At 58.9% G+C, this 17237-nt stretch carries 15 protein-coding genes and 1 pseudogene; 7 read left to right on the forward strand and 9 right to left on the reverse strand.

Annotated elements, in window-relative coordinates; translation table 11 throughout:
* Position 1: 1 nt before the first annotated feature.
* The 5 genes from MME58_RS06065 to sctW are packed head-to-tail and all read right to left on the reverse strand — an operon-like array spanning position 2 to position 5999.
* Positions 2-448 (reverse strand): hypothetical protein, encoded by a 447-nt coding sequence (locus MME58_RS06065; RefSeq protein WP_055005285.1) that lies wholly within the window; start codon positions 446-448, stop codon positions 2-4.
* Between the two features lie 3 nt (positions 449-451).
* Positions 452-1801, reverse strand: a complete 1350-nt coding sequence (hrcN, locus tag MME58_RS06070; RefSeq protein WP_054985900.1) for a type III secretion system ATPase HrcN — start codon at positions 1799-1801, stop codon at positions 452-454.
* Positions 1798-2769 (reverse strand): type III secretion system inner membrane ring subunit SctD, encoded by a 972-nt coding sequence (sctD, locus tag MME58_RS06075; protein ID WP_055005286.1) that lies wholly within the window; start codon positions 2767-2769, stop codon positions 1798-1800. The genes hrcN and sctD overlap by 4 nt, the downstream gene beginning before the upstream one ends.
* 33 nt (positions 2770-2802) lie before the next feature.
* Positions 2803-4890, reverse strand: a complete 2088-nt coding sequence (gene sctV / locus MME58_RS06080) for a type III secretion system export apparatus subunit SctV (protein WP_055005287.1) — start codon at positions 4888-4890, stop codon at positions 2803-2805.
* Positions 4890-5999, reverse strand: coding sequence for a type III secretion system gatekeeper subunit SctW (sctW, locus tag MME58_RS06085; RefSeq protein WP_054984076.1), 1110 nt, complete (start codon positions 5997-5999; stop codon positions 4890-4892). Before sctW ends, sctV begins: the two co-directional genes overlap by 1 nt.
* Positions 6000-6241: 242 nt before the next feature.
* Here sctW and MME58_RS06090 point away from each other — a divergent pair, with 242 nt between their 5' ends.
* On the forward strand, positions 6242-6799 hold the full coding sequence (locus MME58_RS06090) for an RNA polymerase sigma factor (protein ID WP_055005288.1): 558 nt from the start codon (positions 6242-6244) through the stop codon (positions 6797-6799).
* A gap of 85 nt (positions 6800-6884) precedes the next feature.
* Complete coding sequence (locus tag MME58_RS06095) at positions 6885-9206, forward strand: type III effector HrpK domain-containing protein (RefSeq protein WP_055005289.1); 2322 nt, start codon at positions 6885-6887, stop codon at positions 9204-9206.
* A 295-nt stretch (positions 9207-9501) separates the two neighbouring features.
* On the opposite strand, the gene MME58_RS06100 is transcribed toward MME58_RS06095, so the two are convergent.
* Positions 9502-10404 (reverse strand): LysR family transcriptional regulator, encoded by a 903-nt coding sequence (locus tag MME58_RS06100; protein WP_054984079.1) that lies wholly within the window; start codon positions 10402-10404, stop codon positions 9502-9504.
* A gap of 139 nt (positions 10405-10543) precedes the next feature.
* Here MME58_RS06100 and MME58_RS06105 point away from each other — a divergent pair, with 139 nt between their 5' ends.
* Both MME58_RS06105 and MME58_RS06110 read left to right on the forward strand, forming a co-directional pair.
* Positions 10544-11290, forward strand: a complete 747-nt coding sequence (locus tag MME58_RS06105; protein ID WP_054984080.1) for an SDR family oxidoreductase — start codon at positions 10544-10546, stop codon at positions 11288-11290.
* 138 nt (positions 11291-11428) lie between these two features.
* Positions 11429-12124: a glutathione S-transferase family protein gene (locus MME58_RS06110; protein WP_054984081.1), complete on the forward strand. Its 696-nt coding sequence runs from the start codon at positions 11429-11431 to the stop codon at positions 12122-12124.
* Positions 12125-12198: 74 nt separating this feature from the next.
* Here the strand turns inward: MME58_RS06110 and MME58_RS06115 are convergent, their stop codons facing one another.
* Positions 12199-12846 carry a TetR/AcrR family transcriptional regulator gene (locus MME58_RS06115; RefSeq protein ID WP_054984082.1) on the reverse strand — a complete coding sequence of 216 codons (648 nt, stop codon included), beginning with the start codon at positions 12844-12846 and terminating at the stop codon, positions 12199-12201.
* Between the two features lie 107 nt (positions 12847-12953).
* Here MME58_RS06115 and MME58_RS06120 point away from each other — a divergent pair, with 107 nt between their 5' ends.
* The 3 genes from MME58_RS06120 (at position 12954) to MME58_RS06130 (ending at position 15193) form a co-directional block, all read left to right on the forward strand.
* The gene (locus MME58_RS06120; protein ID WP_055005290.1) at positions 12954-13847 is read left to right on the forward strand and encodes an NAD(P)/FAD-dependent oxidoreductase; all 894 of its coding nucleotides are present in this window, start codon (positions 12954-12956) and stop codon (positions 13845-13847) included.
* A gap of 102 nt (positions 13848-13949) precedes the next feature.
* Positions 13950-14339, forward strand: a complete 390-nt coding sequence (locus MME58_RS06125; protein ID WP_054984084.1) for an antibiotic biosynthesis monooxygenase family protein — start codon at positions 13950-13952, stop codon at positions 14337-14339.
* A 29-nt stretch (positions 14340-14368) separates the two neighbouring features.
* Positions 14369-15193 carry a class I SAM-dependent methyltransferase gene (locus MME58_RS06130; protein ID WP_054984085.1) on the forward strand — a complete coding sequence of 275 codons (825 nt, stop codon included), beginning with the start codon at positions 14369-14371 and terminating at the stop codon, positions 15191-15193.
* Between the two features lie 366 nt (positions 15194-15559).
* On the opposite strand, the pseudogene MME58_RS06135 reads toward MME58_RS06130, so the two are convergent.
* Both MME58_RS06135 and MME58_RS06140 read right to left on the reverse strand, forming a co-directional pair.
* Positions 15560-15835, reverse strand: a pseudogene (locus MME58_RS06135) (hypothetical protein).
* Complete coding sequence (locus MME58_RS06140) at positions 15832-16812, reverse strand: integrase domain-containing protein (protein WP_054984087.1); 981 nt, start codon at positions 16810-16812, stop codon at positions 15832-15834. The pseudogene MME58_RS06135 and the gene MME58_RS06140 overlap by 4 nt, the downstream one beginning before the upstream one ends.
* Between the last annotated feature and the right edge of the window lie 425 nt (positions 16813-17237).

The following is a 17237-nucleotide window of genomic DNA, read 5'->3' on the forward strand; positions in this document are numbered from 1 at the left end:
CTCAACCTTCTTCGTTGAGCGTCTCCTCCATGCAGGCGAGTTTCTCGACTGCGCGCTGAGACGCTTTGGCTTGCAGGCGTCTCTGTTCAAGCACAGCCTGCTGTTCGGCTACCCGCAATTGCTGTTGCTGCATGTCCTGACGGATATGGGCCAGGCGGTCGAGCATGTTTTTTTCCTTCTCGTGCCACCGGTCTACATCGTTCAGGCTGATGGTCTTTGCCAGGTGCGCTCTGGACAGGCTCTCGCGACGTCGTTTGTGGTTGTCACGTTCCTGGTCCAGTGATGCCCGTGTCTTTGATAAGTGGTCGAGCATTGATTTCAGTTCCACCTGCGCCTGGCGATGCGCCCGCTCGGCACTCGCCTGACGGTGTTGGCGCAGGGGCGTCAGCAGGCCGATTACCTGTTCCAGCGCCGCCCGCTGCGGGTCTTCCTCGAATGTTTCGTCCATGTTCTACTCCGGCAGTTGGGCGGTCAGCCGCAGCAAGCCGTCCAGGGTTTCCTGCAAGGGCACAGGCTCACGCAGGTCCTGGCGCAGAAAGGCGTTGATGGCGTCATTCAGCTGTACCGCGCAATCGGTCACCGGGTCTGCCCCGGCCTGGTATTCGCCCAGACGCAGGAGCATTTCCACCTGCTTGTAGGCGGCCAGTAGCTGGCGCAGACGATTGTTGGCTCGCTGGTGTTCGCGGCCGGTGACGTTGCTGAGGATCCGGCTGATGCTGGCGGACACGTCAATGGCGGGGTAATGCCCGCGCTCGGCCAGCTTGCGGGACAGCACGATGTGTCCGTCGAGCAGTGAGCGCACTTCATCCGCTACCGGATCGTTCATCGAGTCCTGTTCGATCAGGACCGTGTAAAGGGCGGTGATCGAACCGTTCTCGCTCATACCGGCGCGCTCGACCAGACGTGGCAGTAAGGTGTACACCGAGGGCGGCAGGCCGCCACGGCCCAGCGGCTCGCCCGAAGCAATCCCTATTTCTCGCTGCGCACGGGCAAACCGGGTCAGGGAGTCGAGCAGCAACAGCACTTTCTGGCCTCGTGCGCGGAACGCTTCGGCGATGGCGGTCGCGGTGAACGCTGCGCGGGCGCGCTCCATGCTTGAGCGATCGGACGTGGCGCAGACCAGCACTGAGCGGGCGCGCAAGGTTTCGTCCAGTTCATGGTCGAGAAACTCGCGCAACTCGCGGCCCCGTTCGCCGATCAGTCCGAAGACGATAACGTCGCAGCCCATGTTGCGGGCCAGTTCGGCCATCAGTGTGGTCTTGCCACAGCCAGCACCGGCGAACAGCCCCACGCGTTGACCTTCGCCCAGCAGGATGGCGCTGTCGATGGCGCGTACTCCGGTGGGCAGGGCGTTGGTGATGCGCGGGCGCTGGGTGGGTGGCAGGGCGTCGGCAATCACCGGCAGTGTTTCGCGACGATCCTCCGGACCGGCGAAAGCGCCGAGACAATCACCGAGCAGCGGTCGTCCGAAACCATCCAGCACGCAGCCCAGCAAACTGTCGTCAACGCCAATCCGGTGGGCTATGCCAAGCGGGCGGATCGGCGCGCCGACCTGAATCCCGTCCGGTGCGCCCAAGGCGCTGAGCAGTGTACATTCCTGAGTGAAACCGACGATTTCAGCCAGCAACATACCGCCATCGGCCTTGCTCACCTCACAAAGGTCGCCGACCTTGGCGGCGGGAATCTTGCACTCCAGCAGGATGCCCCGTACGGCGCTGACCCGCCCGCTGACGCGAACTGCGGAGTATTGACTCAAGCGTGCTGCATGGGTCGCTTTCCATTGGCTCAGCGCGGCGTTCACCACGTCACCTCTATATGACGATCACCGTCGAACTGAAGATGCTGATCGTCGATTCTGGTCAGACGCAGTCCGTCCACTTCATCGCCGACATACACGCGCCGACCATCGGCGGTGACAAGGTGCGCATGTGGCCCGGTCATGATCTGCACGACCACGAACGGCAGGGTATTTTGCTTGCCGGAAACGTTGTCGAGGACGGTCACAGGCGATTCGTAGCGGTCCTTGAAACGCTGCAGCATGCGCTGGTAAACCAGCAGCGATTCTTCCTTGAGATTGCCGTTGAGCATCAACCCGTTCGGTGTCTCCTCAATGCTCACGTCGGTCAGCAGACGATCGCTGAGCATGCTGTTGAGCTGATGCCTGACGGCATCGGCACTGCTCAGACGTACGCGTTTATCAGTCGCAGGACGGGCGGTCTTCTCTGACGCAGGGTGCGTTTTATCCTGTGCGGCCGGGGTGGCGGAGGCAATGTGCGCAGGCCCCTGATCAAGGGTGACAGGTGAAGGGCGAGTCAGGCTCCAGGCACTGCCAATCACACCGACCAGCAACCCGGCGATGATCCCCGTGGTGCGATTGAGCCATTGCGAGCGCGACTTGACCTTCTTCAGGGGCGGGTCGTTGCGTGGGGTATCAGGCTGTGCCGGCTGCTCGGGTATAACGGCCGGCACGGAGGGCCACGCGTCGTCAGCGGAGGAAACACACAGCCATACCGAACCCAGCATGAAGGCGCTATTGAGGTTCAAGTCAGGGGTATGCCGGGCATTGCCATCTTCATCGTGCACCGCTCCCTCTTCAGCGCTCAGGGTCCAGCTGTCGCCCAGGCGCTGCAGACGGCAATGCAGGCTTTCCACGCCCGGATCGTCCAGCGCCAGATCCTGCTGTTCGGCAGAGCCGATCGACCACTCCTCGCCCACCAGTGGCAGAGCGGCGCCCTGATGCAGGCCATTCAGTACGCGTAATTCAAACATCTGACCCTCTCCCTGTGCTCAACCCTTGAAGGCTCAAGCGGCGTGCTCGTTGTCCAGCGGTTCAAGGTCGTCTTCAAGGTCGAATCGACCCATGACCCGAACCTTGGCTGCATTGCTGATTTCCGCAAAAGACAGTACGGGAACGTGATAGAACTCTTCCCTCAACAAGGTCCGCAGCGGACTGCGCAGGTCCTGCGCGACCAGCAGTACCGCCTGCTCGGGCGCGCGCACCGGAAACGCAATATTCATTTGCTGCACGAGCATCTGGCTGACCTCGTTGCTCAATGCGAAGAATGTTTCGGTCTGTGTCTGGCGCAGGCCGTCGCGCAGCAAGCCTTCACTTTCCGGCGTCAGCAGCCATACCTGCAGGCCTTCGGCACCGCAATACTGGTGGTAGATCTGCGACTTGAGCGCGATGCGCACGTAATCGGTCAACACGCTGGTATCGCGTTCGTGCTGGCAGTGTTCGATCAGTGTTTCGGCGATCACGCGGATGGCGCGCAGCGGCACACACTCCGATGCCAGCCGCTGCAGAACCGCCGAGAAGCGTGTCAGTGTGAGTACCCGCTGCATCTCTTGAGCGAGTTCCGGTTGCTCGGACTCCAGCCAGCCGAGAATGGCTTTGGTTTCCTGCAAGCCGATGAATTGCGGCCCGCATGCCTGCAGTGCGCGCTCCATGCGCTCGACAATCAGCGTCATTGAATCGACTGTGGGAAGGCCGTCGCTGTGCTCGGCAGGCAGCCAGACCCACTGATCTTCCTGGCGATCCGTCGTGCCGGACACGGCAGCAGGTAGCGTCTCTCCGTTCAACTGGCGGACATCTACCGCAACGTGGGTCTGGCTGAATGTTGCCCTGAGCATAGGCACGTCATACACCATGAAGCGAAATTCGTCTGGTGGCAGATGATCGACATGCTCAATGATGAAAGAAGGCAGGGTCAGGCCGAACTGCACCACCAGCCGGTTGCGGCGTTGGCGTATTTCGCTGATCAGCGCCTCGATCTGCGTGCTGTCCTGAGCGGGGTGAAACTGCATGACAAACTGGCGACTCGGAGAAAATGTGCGCAGGTCTTCGTTGCCATTCATTTCCGGAGCCACTGCGACGGCGCCTTGCTCCTCGGCTTTGGGCCTGGCCCGCTGCAATTGCAGCATCCCGCCCGCGCCGCAGATGATCGCGATGGTGATAAACACCCCCGTCGGCATGCCGGGCAGCGCGGCAAAACCGAGCATGGCGACGGCGGCGATGATCCAGGCTTTCGGCTGGCTGGTGATTTGCTCGGCGATTTCCCGGCCGATGTTGGCTTCCACGCCGGCTTCGGTGTTGGGAACGCGGGTGATGATCATGCCGCATGTCACAGAGATCAGCAGCGCCGGAATCTGTGCGATCAGGCCGTCACCGATGGTCAGCACGGTGTACAACTGCAACGCGTCGCCAGCACTCATGCCATGCTGCACGACACCGATCGAGATGCCTCCGATCATGTTGATGGCGACGATGATCAAACCGGCGATAGCATCGCCGTTGACGAACTTCATCGCCCCGTCCATTGCGCCGAACAGCTGACTTTCCTTGTTCAGCTCGGCGCGTCGTTTGCGTGCTTCATGAACAGTGATCAGGTTTGCCCGCAAGTCGCTGTCGATGGACATCTGTTTACCGGGCATGGCATCGAGTGTGAATCGTGCGCCCACTTCGGCGACCCGTTCCGAGCCCTTGGTGATCACCAGAAAGTTGACCACTGTCAGGATCAGGAAGATCACCAGGCCTACCGCCAGATTACCGCCCACCACGAACTGACCGAACGCCTCGACAATGTGCCCGGCATCCTGGTTGAGCAGGATCAATCGGGTTGTGGAAATCGACAGCGCCAGACGAAACATGGTGGTCAGCAACAACACGGCCGGGAAGGTCGAGAAGGCCAGAGGCCTGGGCAGGTGCATGGCCAGCATGATCAGCAGACAGGAAATACAGATGTTCACGGCGATCAGTACGTCGACCAGCCCGGTGGGCAGCGGCGTGATCATCATGAACACAACGGCAATCACAAAGAATGCGCCGACGACTTCCGAGCGGCGCATGGCCGACAAGGCGACCATGTTCAGTACGTTGATGACTCTGTTCATCAGGCAAGCCCCACATAAAGCTGCTTCTGTTCCTGCTGGGTAAGCTCGGCCATCAGCACGAGCAGGTTACTCAGCGCGGTCTGGCGGCTTTTCATGTCGCGCCAGAGCAAAATCGGCAATTGCAGCAACATCGGCCGCAAGCCGTTGAGAAACGCCAGTTGGTGCTTGAGTTTTTTGCCACCGATGTGTTGGGTCAATTGCAGGGTCTGATTCACATTCATTCCGTTGGCCGTCAGGGTCAGCAAGTGCTTGAGAAAGGCTGGCGGATCGACTTTCAGATCGGGGTTCTTGTCGCGCATGCGCCCCAGCAGGTGCTCGCAGCCTTTAAGCAATATGGTGACGTGACGTGCGGTATTGAGCCCGTGCATCAGTGTGCGCAGTTGCTCATGGGAGGCCGACGGGGTCATGGCTGACAGGTCATCGGCGATGGCGATACGCATATCTCGCAGGTCGAGGTTGAACTGCCCCGCTTCTTGCTGATCGCTGAGCAGCGCCTCTATCAGGCCGGTAATGTTCGGCTGCCCGGATACCGCCACGTTGTAGAGATTGCGCAGGGAAGCCCGGCGTTTGTTATCGATGTTCGGACGGGCGAAAGCTCTTGCGGTATTGATCCCCGCGCGCGCACGTGGACCGTATTTCCGTCGCAGCAGCTTCAGCTTCTGGGTCAGGACCACATGTTCGCCTGTAGCACCATCGGCTTCGGCCTGTTTTCTGGCAGCCTGCAATACCACGTGAGCCTTGGCGGCATCGCCGTCAGTAAAAGCCAGGACCAGCGAAAGATCGTTGGACGAGTCTTCCTGCATCAGCTTCTTGCGCAGCATTTTGGCGGCGTTATCCAGCCCGGTGTCCTGGGCTCCCATCAGTAACTGATAGAGCTCCCCCAGTTTGACTGCGCGGGACTGCAGGGCATTGTTGCTGGCAATCAGCTCGCGCTGGTGGAGGATGCGGCTGTGCTGGATAAGCGCCGCAGCGAAGCGGGAAACCTGCTGTTGAGAGGTTCCGGAGCCTTGTGCAGCGACACCGAGAGTCAGCGGCGCAACAGGCGGCACGACGCGGGTCGGCGCGACCGGGAGTGTCTGCATGGGAGGCGGCGGAGCGACGATTTTCATAGGGCAGTTCTAAGCCGGGTCATGTCCTCTGAGTGGGCCACAGACCGGTTCGGTTCCCTTGGCAAGGGAGGAGGCGGGTTTGTGCCAAAAGCTGTTGTCGTAAAAAAAGGTTTGCGCAAGAATTTGTATTACAAAAAATTACATATTTGTTAATTATTATATAAATCAATAAGTTATACGTTTTTTTGAACTGGCACAGTTATCGCTATAAGGCTTGCACACTATTGACTTAGGACAAGCCCATGTTTCCGAACCTTGTGATCCTTGATGCAACCCAGCCACGTCAGTCCTCCTCCTCCTCAGCCGGCATTCGTCAGCTCACCGCTGATCAGATACAGATGCTGAGGGCATTCATCCAGAAGCGCGTGATGAACCCCGATGATGTCGATGACATCCTGCAATGCGTGTTTCTGGAAGCCCTGCGCAACGAGCACAAGTTTCAGCACGCCAGCAAACCGCAGACCTGGCTGTGTGGCATTGCGTTGAACCTGATCCGCAATCACTTTCGTAAAATGTATCGCCAGCCTTACCAGGAGAGCTGGGAGGAAGACGTCCATTCCGAGCTTGATGGACACCGTGATGTCAGTCATCAGGTAGACGGCCATCGACAGCTGGCACGCGTCATCCAGGCCATTGACTGCCTGCCTTCGAACATGCAGAAGGTGCTGGAAGTCTCTCTGGAAATGGACGGCAACTATCAGGAAACCGCCAACAGTCTTGGTGTGCCGATTGGTACCGTCCGTTCACGCCTCTCGCGGGCGCGGGTGCAGTTGAAGCAGCAGATCGATCCGTTTGCATGACTGACGGTTTCGATAAATTTTCTGGAACCAGCCCGACCCTGCAGCCACACAGTTGCCATCGCTCACTCTCGGATGGCAACTTACCATGCGTATTTCCAGTTCTCCCTTCAGCGGTATCGTGAATCAACCCAACCCTGGCGAACTGGCTGGTGAGTCGCCGCTTGCAAAGGCCCTGCTGACGCCAGCCGGAGGTGCTCAAGCCGGAGTACAGTTCGGTCAGTCGGCTGCAAATCCAGCAGGCACACCCGCCGGAACCGAGCAAGCCGCGTCATCGATCCTGGCCCTGCTGTTGAAGGGCGGTGGCGAAAACACGCCAGTTACTGCCGGCCCGCAGGCACAGCCTCAGCCGTGCGGCGAAACGCCCGCTCAAGTCGCGCCTGCTGCGCCCGTCGCTCCCACTGAGGCTGCGCAGGGCACTGATGCATCCGACCCGGCCAATGCGCCGAAGGCGGCAGATGCAGCGTTTCTCGACGATTCGGAATACTCGTCGCCCGAAGCCTTGAAACGCTGGGAACCGATGGTCGCGCACTTGCCGCCCGAGCAACGTCTGCAAGCTGAAAAGGAGCTGAACCGTCCTATCGCAGCAGCATGGATGGCCCGTGAAGATGGCCCCAATGCCGCGAAAGCGATGGAGTTTATCAATGCCAATCCTGCGTTGAAGACTGCCGTGGACGTTGGCAAGGATGGCGGCAATGCCGACGGCAAGATCACAAACAAGGACCTCAAGGCGTTTGCCAAAAACATGGAAAAGGCCGCAGACAAGGCCGACGACGATCTGGCTGACTACATCAAGAACAACCCTGACGCTGATCCCCAGTCGCTGGAAATGGTTCGTAACGCTTCGGTCATGCAGGCCAATTTGCCTCTGGTCAGGGCTGCCGACCCCCACCATGCCGCCGATGAGAATGATAAAGACAAGGTCGATGGCAACGTCAGCGCCGACGATCTCAAGGGGCTGGCGCAAGGTAATCCGGGGCTGTCGGGAACACTCAAGCAATCCTGCAGCACCTGGTCGCAAGCCGGCTTTCTCGGTCAGCTTGACGAGGCGGGAATGTCGGGGCGCAAAAAGGCGGCGCACAGTCCCGACCAGTTATTCGACGCCAAAAACCTCAGTGAATGGATCAAGACCAGTGCGCCCACCAATGGTGGCCAGTTCGCCAGCATGCTCAGCGATGCCGCGACGCTGAATGCGGTGTCAGGCATTGATATCAGCAAGCTCAACGCGGATGTGTTCGACCCCAACAAGTCCAAGTCCTACAGTGGCGCGCAAAAAGCCGCAGTCATGGTCAAGCTGCAGCAAACCCAGCAGAGCGTCATTGCCGGGCGACAATTGCGCAATACCGAAAAAACCGAGTCGGAGCTGAACGACAGGATCAGAACGCTGCAGTCTGACCCTGACGTGCAGGCTTACCTGAACAAGGCCATACCTGATCAGGAGCGCAAGCTGGTAAACAGCGACGCTGCTTTGCGAAAAGCAGTGACCGAACAGGCGAAGAACGTCAACAGCGGTCAGGCGCTTCAGACTGATATGGCGACCGCTGACAAGGCCGTCGACAAGCACAAACCGAATGCCGATTACAGCGGTGCCATCAGCGGCCTGTCCGCTCAGTTGCAGTTACAGAAAGACCTGTTTCCCGATACCCATGTGCCGACTGCCGATCAGGTCATCGGCAATCGTCCCGAGCTTCAATCGAAGATCGCTGATTCGTACGTTCGCAATTTCAGCGAAGGCGGCGCACTGAAACAACTGCTCGGCCAAAAGAAAGCCGACGCCGGTGAATCGCTGCAATCGGCTGATGATCAGAAAGCGATTTACGACAGCGTATTGCCCAGCGATTTTACCCAGAGCCAGCAAAGTGACTACCTGAACGCCACGGTCACCCAGCTTCAGGATTCGAAAAAGGGTCGCAAGCTGCTGGAAGGCAAGAACGAGGATAACCAGGGCCCGTCAATCGTCAGTCAGGTCGCCGCGGAAATGGGGCCTCGCGCGCTTCAATCGGTCATGGGCTTTGCGTCGGTGTCCGACATGCTCGCCCAGGGTAACAAGGTCGGTGCCGCACAAACCATCATCGACAGCGCGAAACTGGGCGGCGAGGCGATCAAGGGCGGCATTGATGCCGGGGCAAAACTGATGGGGCGTGAAGCATCCGCCGGACTCGGCCGCATGGCCGGCCAGATCGCAGGCCGCGCCATCGGTATGGTCGCAGGCGAGGCCACGGGGCTCGCGGCGGGTGCGGCGCTGGGCGCTGCAGTGCCCGTCATTGGCTGGGCCATCGACGGCGCGATGGCGCTGGGCTTCGGCATCTCCGCTATCGTCGATGCGGTGAAGAAGCACAAGGCGCAAAAGGCGTTCGATCATAACGTCGATCCGGTGCTTGAGCAGTTCGGGATTGCGAAGGCGCATTGATTGCTCGTCAGCAAAATACCTGCGCTTTCCGATAGACGAGGCAAGCCTATTTCAGGGTGACGGAGCTGGGGAGGGGAAGAGGGCGACTGTATCAGAACACTTCCCATCAGACGGAAAAAAGACCTTGAAACTCAAGGTCTTTTTTAATTTGGTGATACCTGAGGGAAACTTGAAATAACATTTTTATCGAACAGGTCAAAGATAGACTACCTGGTCTGCCGAAGATGCCGAACGGCACCTGATGAATTTTTATCATCAGTCGGGCTTCATCAGCATGCCAAGCTGACTACTGCCATTACGAGGGTCTGGGTGGGTCCTTAAATGCAGGATTTTTTGCGAACACCTCGGCGATGAAATCCATGAATACAATAGCCCTTTTGGGGAGGAGTCGGTCGGCAACGTAAATGACTTGCACGGGGACCGCCGGAGCTGCGTAGTCCCTGAGCAACACCTGCAGATTGCCATTTTTCAGCCCTTCGTCGTAAAGCCATTCGGGCCCTTGTGCGATTCCCAGTCCTTCGTTTACATACGCTCGTATGGCCTCAGGTGAGTTGACCCGAAGCCTGCCTGAAACGGGCACATCGATATCCCGAAAGTGCCATGTGCTGCCTGTCGACAGCAGGGTGTAGATCAGGCAATCGTGCGTTCTCAGATCATCGGGCGTCGTGGGGATTCCGCGTTTGGCCAGGTATCCCTTGCTGCCAACGCATACACGCTCGAACCAGCCTAGCGGCCGGGCTCGCATTGTGCTGTCTTCCAGATGTCCGATACGGATCGCCAGTTCAGCCCCTTCGTCGACCAGATTCACATAGCGATCATTGATCTGCAGGTCGAGCGTCAGCTCTGGATAGCGCTCCAGAAATGTGGACACATGCGGCACCACGAATGCATGGGCCAGCGCGGTCGGACAGGCGACTCGCAACAATCCGGACGGGGCGACGTTCTCCCTGAAAGACGACTCCGATTCTTCCACGGCATCGAGAATGCGCCGGGCATCTGCGTAATAGCGTTCTCCCTCCGGGGTGAGGGCAAGCTTACGTGTGGATCGGTGAAGCAGCCTGGTTTGCAAATGGTTTTCCAGCGCCGCCACATAGCGGCTGACATTAGGCTGTCCCAGCCCCAGGTCACGCCCCGCAGCCGAGAAGCTTCCTGTCTCGACAGCGCGAACAAAGCAGGTCATCAGCAATAGTCGGTCCATCCAAGCCTCTGATTCATGCAATAAAAGCATGAAAATTATTCGAAAATCCCATCTTATCAATCTGAAGGTATGAATACATAGTTTCCGTCAGGCAGGTCAGTACATCGACTGACCGTGAAAAACCGAAAAGGAAACTGACATGTCCCGATTGCAAGGCAAACGCACTCTCATCACCGGCGGCACCAGCGGAATTGGCCTGGAAACGGCCAAGCAGTTCCTCGCCGAAGGCGCGCGCGTGATCGTTACCGGAGTCAATCCGGAGTCCATCACAAAGGCTCAGACTGAATTGGGAAGCGAAGTACTGGTACTGCGTGCTGACTCGGCCAGCATCAATGCGCAGAAGGAACTGGCGCAGGCCGTTCAGACTCACTATGGCCAACTCGATGTTGCCTTTCTCAATGCAGGCGTATCCGTTTGGCTGCCGATCGAAGAGTGGACGGAGGAAATGTTCGATCGCTCTTTCGACATCAACGTCAAGGGGCCGTACTTTCTGATCCAGGCATTGCTGCCAGTTTTCGCGAACCCTGCGTCAGTGGTTCTTAACACCTCGGTCAGTGCACACCTCGGTGACGCACGTTCATCAGTCTATGGCGCGACCAAGGCCGCTTTCCTGAACATGTCAAAAACGCTTTCCAGCGAACTGCTCCCGCGTGGTATTCGCGTCAATGCAGTCAGCCCTGGCCCGGTAGATACGCCACTTTACGACAAGCTCGGTATTCCCGATGCCTATCGCGAACAGCTCAACCATGATATCGCAGCGACCATTCCGTTCGGCCGGTTTGGTACGCCTGAGGAAGTGGCCAAGGCCGTGCTGTACCTGGCGTCAGACGAGTCACGATGGACGGTGGGCTCGGAACTCATCGTTGACGGTGGCCGCTCGCTTTAGCTGCCAACGGTATGAGCGTCTACTGAGCTTTTACGGAAAACCTGCCACTCAGGCTTTCTTGAAGTCACGGACGTAGCTTCTATACGGCCCGCTCCCACTCGTGGCGGCGGGCTTTGATTCTTCAGTGGGTCTATTCCAATGCCACAGTCACAGTTCACACTCGTCAGCCATCCGTTATGCCCATTCGTTCAGCGAGTGGCCATCGTGTTACTCGAAAAAGGTATTACCTTTCAGCGTATCGATGTCGATCTTCGCGACAGGCCAGACTGGTTTCTGGCGATGTCGCCAAGCGGTAAGGTTCCGCTGCTCAAGGTTCCAGACGGCAATGAAGGCGAGTCCGTTCTATTCGAGAGCGTCGCCATTTGCGAATACCTGGAGGGGGTGTACCCGGAACCTGCGTTACATCCAATGAATGCGTTGATCCGAGCACAACACCGTGCATGGATCGAATTCGCCTCTGCCACACTGGCGGATGCATGGGGATTTTTGAACGCCACCGACCAGCAGACAGCCCTTGGCAAATCTGCAGCATTGAGAGGAAAGCTAGAGCGATTCGACAGTGAAATATTGGATGGCCCTTATTTCGTCGGCGAGAGGCTCAGCATGGTCGACATCGCCGTGGCTCCAGTTTTTCGCTACTTCGACATACTTGGATTCGAGCCCAATCATCAGTTGTTCGATGGACTGAATCGAGTGGCTGATTGGCGCCGTGCGCTGGCCAGCCGTTTCAGCATTCAGGCGGCAGTTGCAGAGGACTATGCCATCCGGTTCCGCAACCACTTGCAGGAAGCAAGAGCACTCTTGGCTACTGCATCGGAAACGCATCCCCTATGAATGCCGATGCGATCGCGCCGCCGCTAGCTTGGCCAGCAGGGGCGCTGGCCAGGCTGGCCGGGGCAATTAAGCTCCTAATCGCCAGCGTGGTCGGTGCCGCCGTGCGCGGCGATGAACATGGCGACGGCCGACCGGCAATAGGATTCGATTTCGTTGTCGTCCTCTGCTCTCGCCTCATCGAAGCGCGCGATAATCAGGAGATCGGATCCTTTGAAAAGCGCGGCAAACAAGCGGGCGGACTGGAGAGGATCGGGCACGTTCAGAACCGCCTTCGCGTGCAACTGACGCAACAGGGCCTCGATTTGGGCGATGACATAGGCGGGGCCGGCTTCGTATTGGCGCTTGCTTAACGACTTTTGATTCGTCTTGTCGGCCATGATCATGGCTTCGACACTCCGCACGTCCGGGCTCAACAGCGTGCGAAGCAGGGTTGATCCCACCGCCATGAGCTGATCTTCGGCCGAACCGCCGACGCCTTCAAAAAGGGCTTGTGGTGCAAACTGCTGGCAGTGGGCCGCGATGGCTGCGCTGAACAGCGCCTCCTTGTTCTCGAAGTGCCGATAGATGCTTAGCTTGGATATCTTCGCCCGCTGGGCGACCTTGTCCATTGTCGTCGCTTGAAAACCCAATTCCACAAAAAGTTCGCACGCGGCGTCGGCTATCGTTTGGCCAAGCGCCTCGTTGGCGGGCCGGCCGCGCCGGCCTTGACTGTTTTCGCTCATAAAAAATTCCAGTACTTGACAGTATTCTAATTCTTGAATTAGGGTACTTCAAAGTATCTTAAAGCTGCAAGCCAATCTCCTTTATCCACAGCACGGAGCCCATCACCATGAATGACGTCATCATCATCGGCGGCAGCTTTGCCGGGCTTGCCGCCGCCCTGCAGCTTGGCCGTGCCCGCCGAAAGGTCACCGTTCTCGATACCGGCCTGCCGCGCAATCGCTTCGCCGACCACTCGCATGGCCTGCTCGGCCACGACCACAAGCCACCGCTGGAGATCCTGGCCGAGGCGCGGCAGCAGCTGGCGCGCTATCCCACGGTCAGGCTGGTCACTGCCCGGGCAGAGAGTATCTCCGGCGCCATCGACGATTTCTCCGTCCTCACTGGCGATGGCGAAAGCCTCAAGGCGCGCCGCCTGATCCTGAGCTATGGCGTCGCCGATCAGATGCCTGAAGTTCCCGGCTTTGCCGAAGGCTGGGGCACCTCCATCGTGCCCTGCCCCTATTGCGACGGCTTTGAAGTTGCCGGCAGGCATTGGGGCCTCGTCTGGTCCGGCCCGCCGTCGCACAACTACGTCAGGCTATACCACGACTGGACCGACACATTGACGGTCTTCGCCAATGGTCACGACATTCCACCCGACATCCGGGCCGATCTGGCGCGCCGCGGCATCCCTGTCGTCGATGGCCGGATCACCGAAATCGACCATGACGAGAGCCATAACACCACCGTCAGGCTCGACGCCGGCCCCCCTGTCGCGGTCGACATTCTGTTCGCGCATCCGCGCAACAAGCCGTCCGCAAGCCTGCATGAATCGCTGGGCCTCGCCACGGTCGATACACCCCTGGGCATCGCCCTCAAGGTCGACGAGCGCCGCGAAACCAGCATGCCCGGCGTCTACGCCGCCGGCGACCTCGCCAATCCCCTCATGCCCTCGGTCACCACGGCATCATGGCAAGGCGCGACGGCGGGTATCTCCGCCCAGCAGTCGATGTTGGTTTGAGAGCACAGGTTCCCTTCTTCGGTGGTTGCTGGTTTCTGAATGTTGCTTCGAAGCAGCATCGATCACGCCAGTTTCAATTTCACAATAGACAGGAGCGCAACCATGGCCGACCAAAAGCCGCAAGACCGTAAATTCAAACCGCTAGACGATAAATTCCCGCTTGAGCGCCAACTCGGCATCGCGGCCGCGCCAGTCGTGCTCATCAACCTCTTCACGCTCGATTACGCCGACGAAGCGGGCTTCCTGGACGCTTTCAAGGCGGCTGCCGAGATCATAACGAAGCAACCGGGCTTCATTTCCATGCAACTGCATCGAGCGATCGGCGATAGCCCGACTTACCTGAACTATGTGGTATGGGAATCCACCGAGACGGTCCGCGCCGGCCTCACCCATCCCGAGTTCGTCGCGAAGCTTTCGGCCTATCCGTCATCCGTCGTAGGCAGCCCGCACCTGTTCCAGAAGGTCGCCGTTCCCGGCTTTTGCACGGCCTAGTTAAGAGCGAATCAAAACGAGGAGATGTCATGACAGAGCAAAATGCCTATCAGGTAGCCGACTGGAATGGCCAAAGTGGAGAGTACTGGGCCGCCAACCAGGCCCGGCTCGACGCCATGTTCGCGGTGTTCGGCCAGGCCGCGATAGAAGCCGCCGCGCCCGCGACGGGCGAACGCGTTCTGGACGTCGGCTGCGGCGCGGGCGGCCATGTGCTAGGCGTGGACATATCCGAACCGTTGATCTGCCGAGCGCGTGCGCTTGCGCCGAAGGATACGCCGGCCCTGTTCCGGGTGGCCGACGCCAGCAGCGCCGAGCTGCCCGAGGGCGCGTTCGACATCCTGTTCTCGCGTTTCGGGGTGATGTTCTTCGACGATCCGACTGGGGCGTTTGCCCATATGCGGCGTGCGCTGTGGCCGGGCGGGCGGGTCGCTTTCGTCTGCTGGCGCGGCGTGGCCGAGAACGATTGGCTGCGCCTGCCGATGGGCGCGATCAAGGACATCGTCCCGCTACCCGCGCCGCCCGGTCCCGAAGCGCCCGGCCCGTTCTCGTTCGGCGACCGGGGACGGGTGACGCGCATCCTGACAGCGGCCGGCTTCACCGATATCGCTATCGCGCCCTTCGATGCTTGTATCCCGTTCGGTGAGGGCGGGACGCGAGACGCGGCGATCGATGGCGCGGTGAAGATGGCGTTCGAGGGCGGCCCGCTGTCGCTTGCGCTCGCCGATCAGCCCGACGACATCCGCGCCCGCGCCTCGGCGGCGGTTCGTGGCGCTTTCGCCAGCCTTCCCGGCGAGCGGTCGGTGATGATCGACGGCGCGGCGTGGATCGTCATGGCACGCAATTCGGCAAGCTGAAAGCCGAGTTGGGAATCATCGAAGAGTAGGATGATGAAATCATGGACGATATAAATATCGCCATTTACCGATTTCATCAGTTGCTGGCTATCCGTGGGTGTGCCGTAAGTATTCAATCGGCTGCCTTGGGTCGATTCTGTTGAAAAAGTCGATTCTTTCAGACGGCCCGGATACTGACCGCTGAAAACACCTTTTTTGCGCGCTGCTACGCGAAATCTGAACCCGGAATCCACTGCTCAAGGCAAAGATTTTAAGCTCTAGCGCGTACTTTTCTACCGTGGAAACAAGGGCCGACTTTTTCAACAGAATCGGTCGAAAACCGCCAATCACGAATGGTTGCTTATGGCCCCGTTTTCTGACCTTCGTTTAAAGGTTGAACTGCCAGGATTTTCCTAAGCGATGAGTGAGTAATTGCATGGTCAGCAAATAGTAATAGCGCGTCGATTCAGTGTGCTGGTTTAGCTGGTGATTCAAAAACCACGCAAGGTGTTTTCTCTGCCAAGTCCATGGATTGTCGCGTTACCAGCGCTCAGTGATCGCTGTTTGGATGGCCTTCGCCTGACGCAGGTGGCGTTGGCGCGTGGTATGCGAACCGGTCAGGACGCCCGCCAGGAACAAATCCATATCGAATGCCGTGCTCATGTGGGACCACCAATGTAAGCGGCCACCACGACGATACGGTTGTGCCCCAGCTCATAGCTGATTTGTACTCGGGCTTCCTGATCGAGACGTCGGTCGAGTTGATAGCAATGGCCTCCGTTGATGGGGGCGGGATGGTGGGTGATTTGCTCATAGCGTTCGCAAGCATAGGCTGCCCGCAATTCGTGGAAGCCTTTGAGGTCGTGCTTATGGATGATGTCCCGTGCGGGGCAGACGATTCCCTGCAAGAAATCGAGGTGGCTTTCGTTCGGTGCAAGCAGGTTGCGGCTACCCGTAGGCGACACCTGTTTTACGAACCAAAGCGCGTCACGAATATGGTCATCCACAGCAATCCAACGTGGCGCCGACGCGCCGGATCGGCCCCCTTTGGTGCCATCCTGGATGTTGATCTTGCCGTAGTGTTCGGCTTCGCGTTTTAGGCGCGGAAGGTCGGCTAAGATGGCCTCGCGTAAGCGCATGCCGGTAGCTCGGGCCAACTGCACGATTGCAGCCGCGCGCCGCAGTTGGTGTTCGTAAAGCGCCTCGACGATCCGCTTAACTTGTTCACGATCCTGGCCTTGCGGGGCTGCTGTGCGCACGGTTGTGCGCTGCATTCCCAGCGCCTTACTCTGGCTCTGCACTTTCACATACTGATCACCGCGAAGCGCGGCCATGGTGCGATTCACACTGGACAACCGGTTTTGCGCAGTGGCGATGGCCAGCTCACCTTGTTCAACTTGTTGGCGCAGATGTCCGGCGTAGTCCAACAAGGTCTGCCGGTCAATTTTTCGCGCATCGTTAAACCCCGGCCCATCCTCCGACCGACACCAGCGCACTAACGCCTGCCAGCGGTCACTGTGCGCCTTGACCGTGCCGTAGTGTCCGCCGCCGAACATGTCTTTCAATGCCTGAGGCCCGGCATAGCTCAATTGCCGACCCCATCCAAAATTGCGTCCGTCCTGTCTACCTACCAATGCCATGATCAAACTCCTCTCGAAGCCAAAACTTTTAAAACTTTCCCCACGTCATCCCGCCAAGAATGTTGAGTGTTATCAGGGATCAAGGTCCCTGCGACCTGTGAGGGTTGTCCACTAACGCGGGACTGACGGCTCTTTACGACCGGGAGCTTGGGCATCTCATGATCTGGCCTCCTGAACACTTCCGCAGAAGTGGGAGGGTGGAGGCTGCGCTGGCTGACGAGACCGGCGCCGCGAGATCCTGAGTCAGGTGAAGGCAGTGAGGCGATGATTGGGGTATGCCTGACTGTCAGTCAGGTGCAGTCCATTCCATGGGCTGCGGCACCATCATCTGCATCGCTGTTGCTGGTGACTCCGGTGTTTGTCACGCCGATTGTCACGAGGGGAAATGCCGCAAAGCCTTGTAAGAGTTGGGCTGCAGCAGCGGT

The organism is Pseudomonas syringae pv. tagetis (assembly GCF_022557255.1).
GTDB lineage: Bacteria > Pseudomonadota > Gammaproteobacteria > Pseudomonadales > Pseudomonadaceae > Aquipseudomonas > Aquipseudomonas caricapapayae.

Coding starts and splice junctions, on each gene's coding strand:
- MME58_RS06065 (WP_055005285.1), bottom strand. CDS start 448: ATGGACGAAACATTCGAGGAAGACCCGCAGCGGGCGGCGCTGGAACAG.
- sctD (WP_055005286.1), bottom strand. CDS start 2,769: ATGTTTGAATTACGCGTACTGAATGGCCTGCATCAGGGCGCCGCTCTG.
- sctV (WP_055005287.1), bottom strand. CDS start 4,890: ATGAACAGAGTCATCAACGTACTGAACATGGTCGCCTTGTCGGCCATG.
- sctW (WP_054984076.1), bottom strand. CDS start 5,999: ATGAAAATCGTCGCTCCGCCGCCTCCCATGCAGACACTCCCGGTCGCG.
- MME58_RS06090 (WP_055005288.1), top strand. CDS start 6,242: ATGTTTCCGAACCTTGTGATCCTTGATGCAACCCAGCCACGTCAGTCC.
- MME58_RS06095 (WP_055005289.1), top strand. CDS start 6,885: ATGCGTATTTCCAGTTCTCCCTTCAGCGGTATCGTGAATCAACCCAAC.
- MME58_RS06100 (WP_054984079.1), bottom strand. CDS start 10,404: ATGGACCGACTATTGCTGATGACCTGCTTTGTTCGCGCTGTCGAGACA.
- MME58_RS06105 (WP_054984080.1), top strand. CDS start 10,544: ATGTCCCGATTGCAAGGCAAACGCACTCTCATCACCGGCGGCACCAGC.
- MME58_RS06110 (WP_054984081.1), top strand. CDS start 11,429: ATGCCACAGTCACAGTTCACACTCGTCAGCCATCCGTTATGCCCATTC.
- MME58_RS06115 (WP_054984082.1), bottom strand. CDS start 12,846: ATGAGCGAAAACAGTCAAGGCCGGCGCGGCCGGCCCGCCAACGAGGCG.
- MME58_RS06120 (WP_055005290.1), top strand. CDS start 12,954: ATGAATGACGTCATCATCATCGGCGGCAGCTTTGCCGGGCTTGCCGCC.
- MME58_RS06125 (WP_054984084.1), top strand. CDS start 13,950: ATGGCCGACCAAAAGCCGCAAGACCGTAAATTCAAACCGCTAGACGAT.
- MME58_RS06130 (WP_054984085.1), top strand. CDS start 14,369: ATGACAGAGCAAAATGCCTATCAGGTAGCCGACTGGAATGGCCAAAGT.
- MME58_RS06140 (WP_054984087.1), bottom strand. CDS start 16,812: ATGGCATTGGTAGGTAGACAGGACGGACGCAATTTTGGATGGGGTCGG.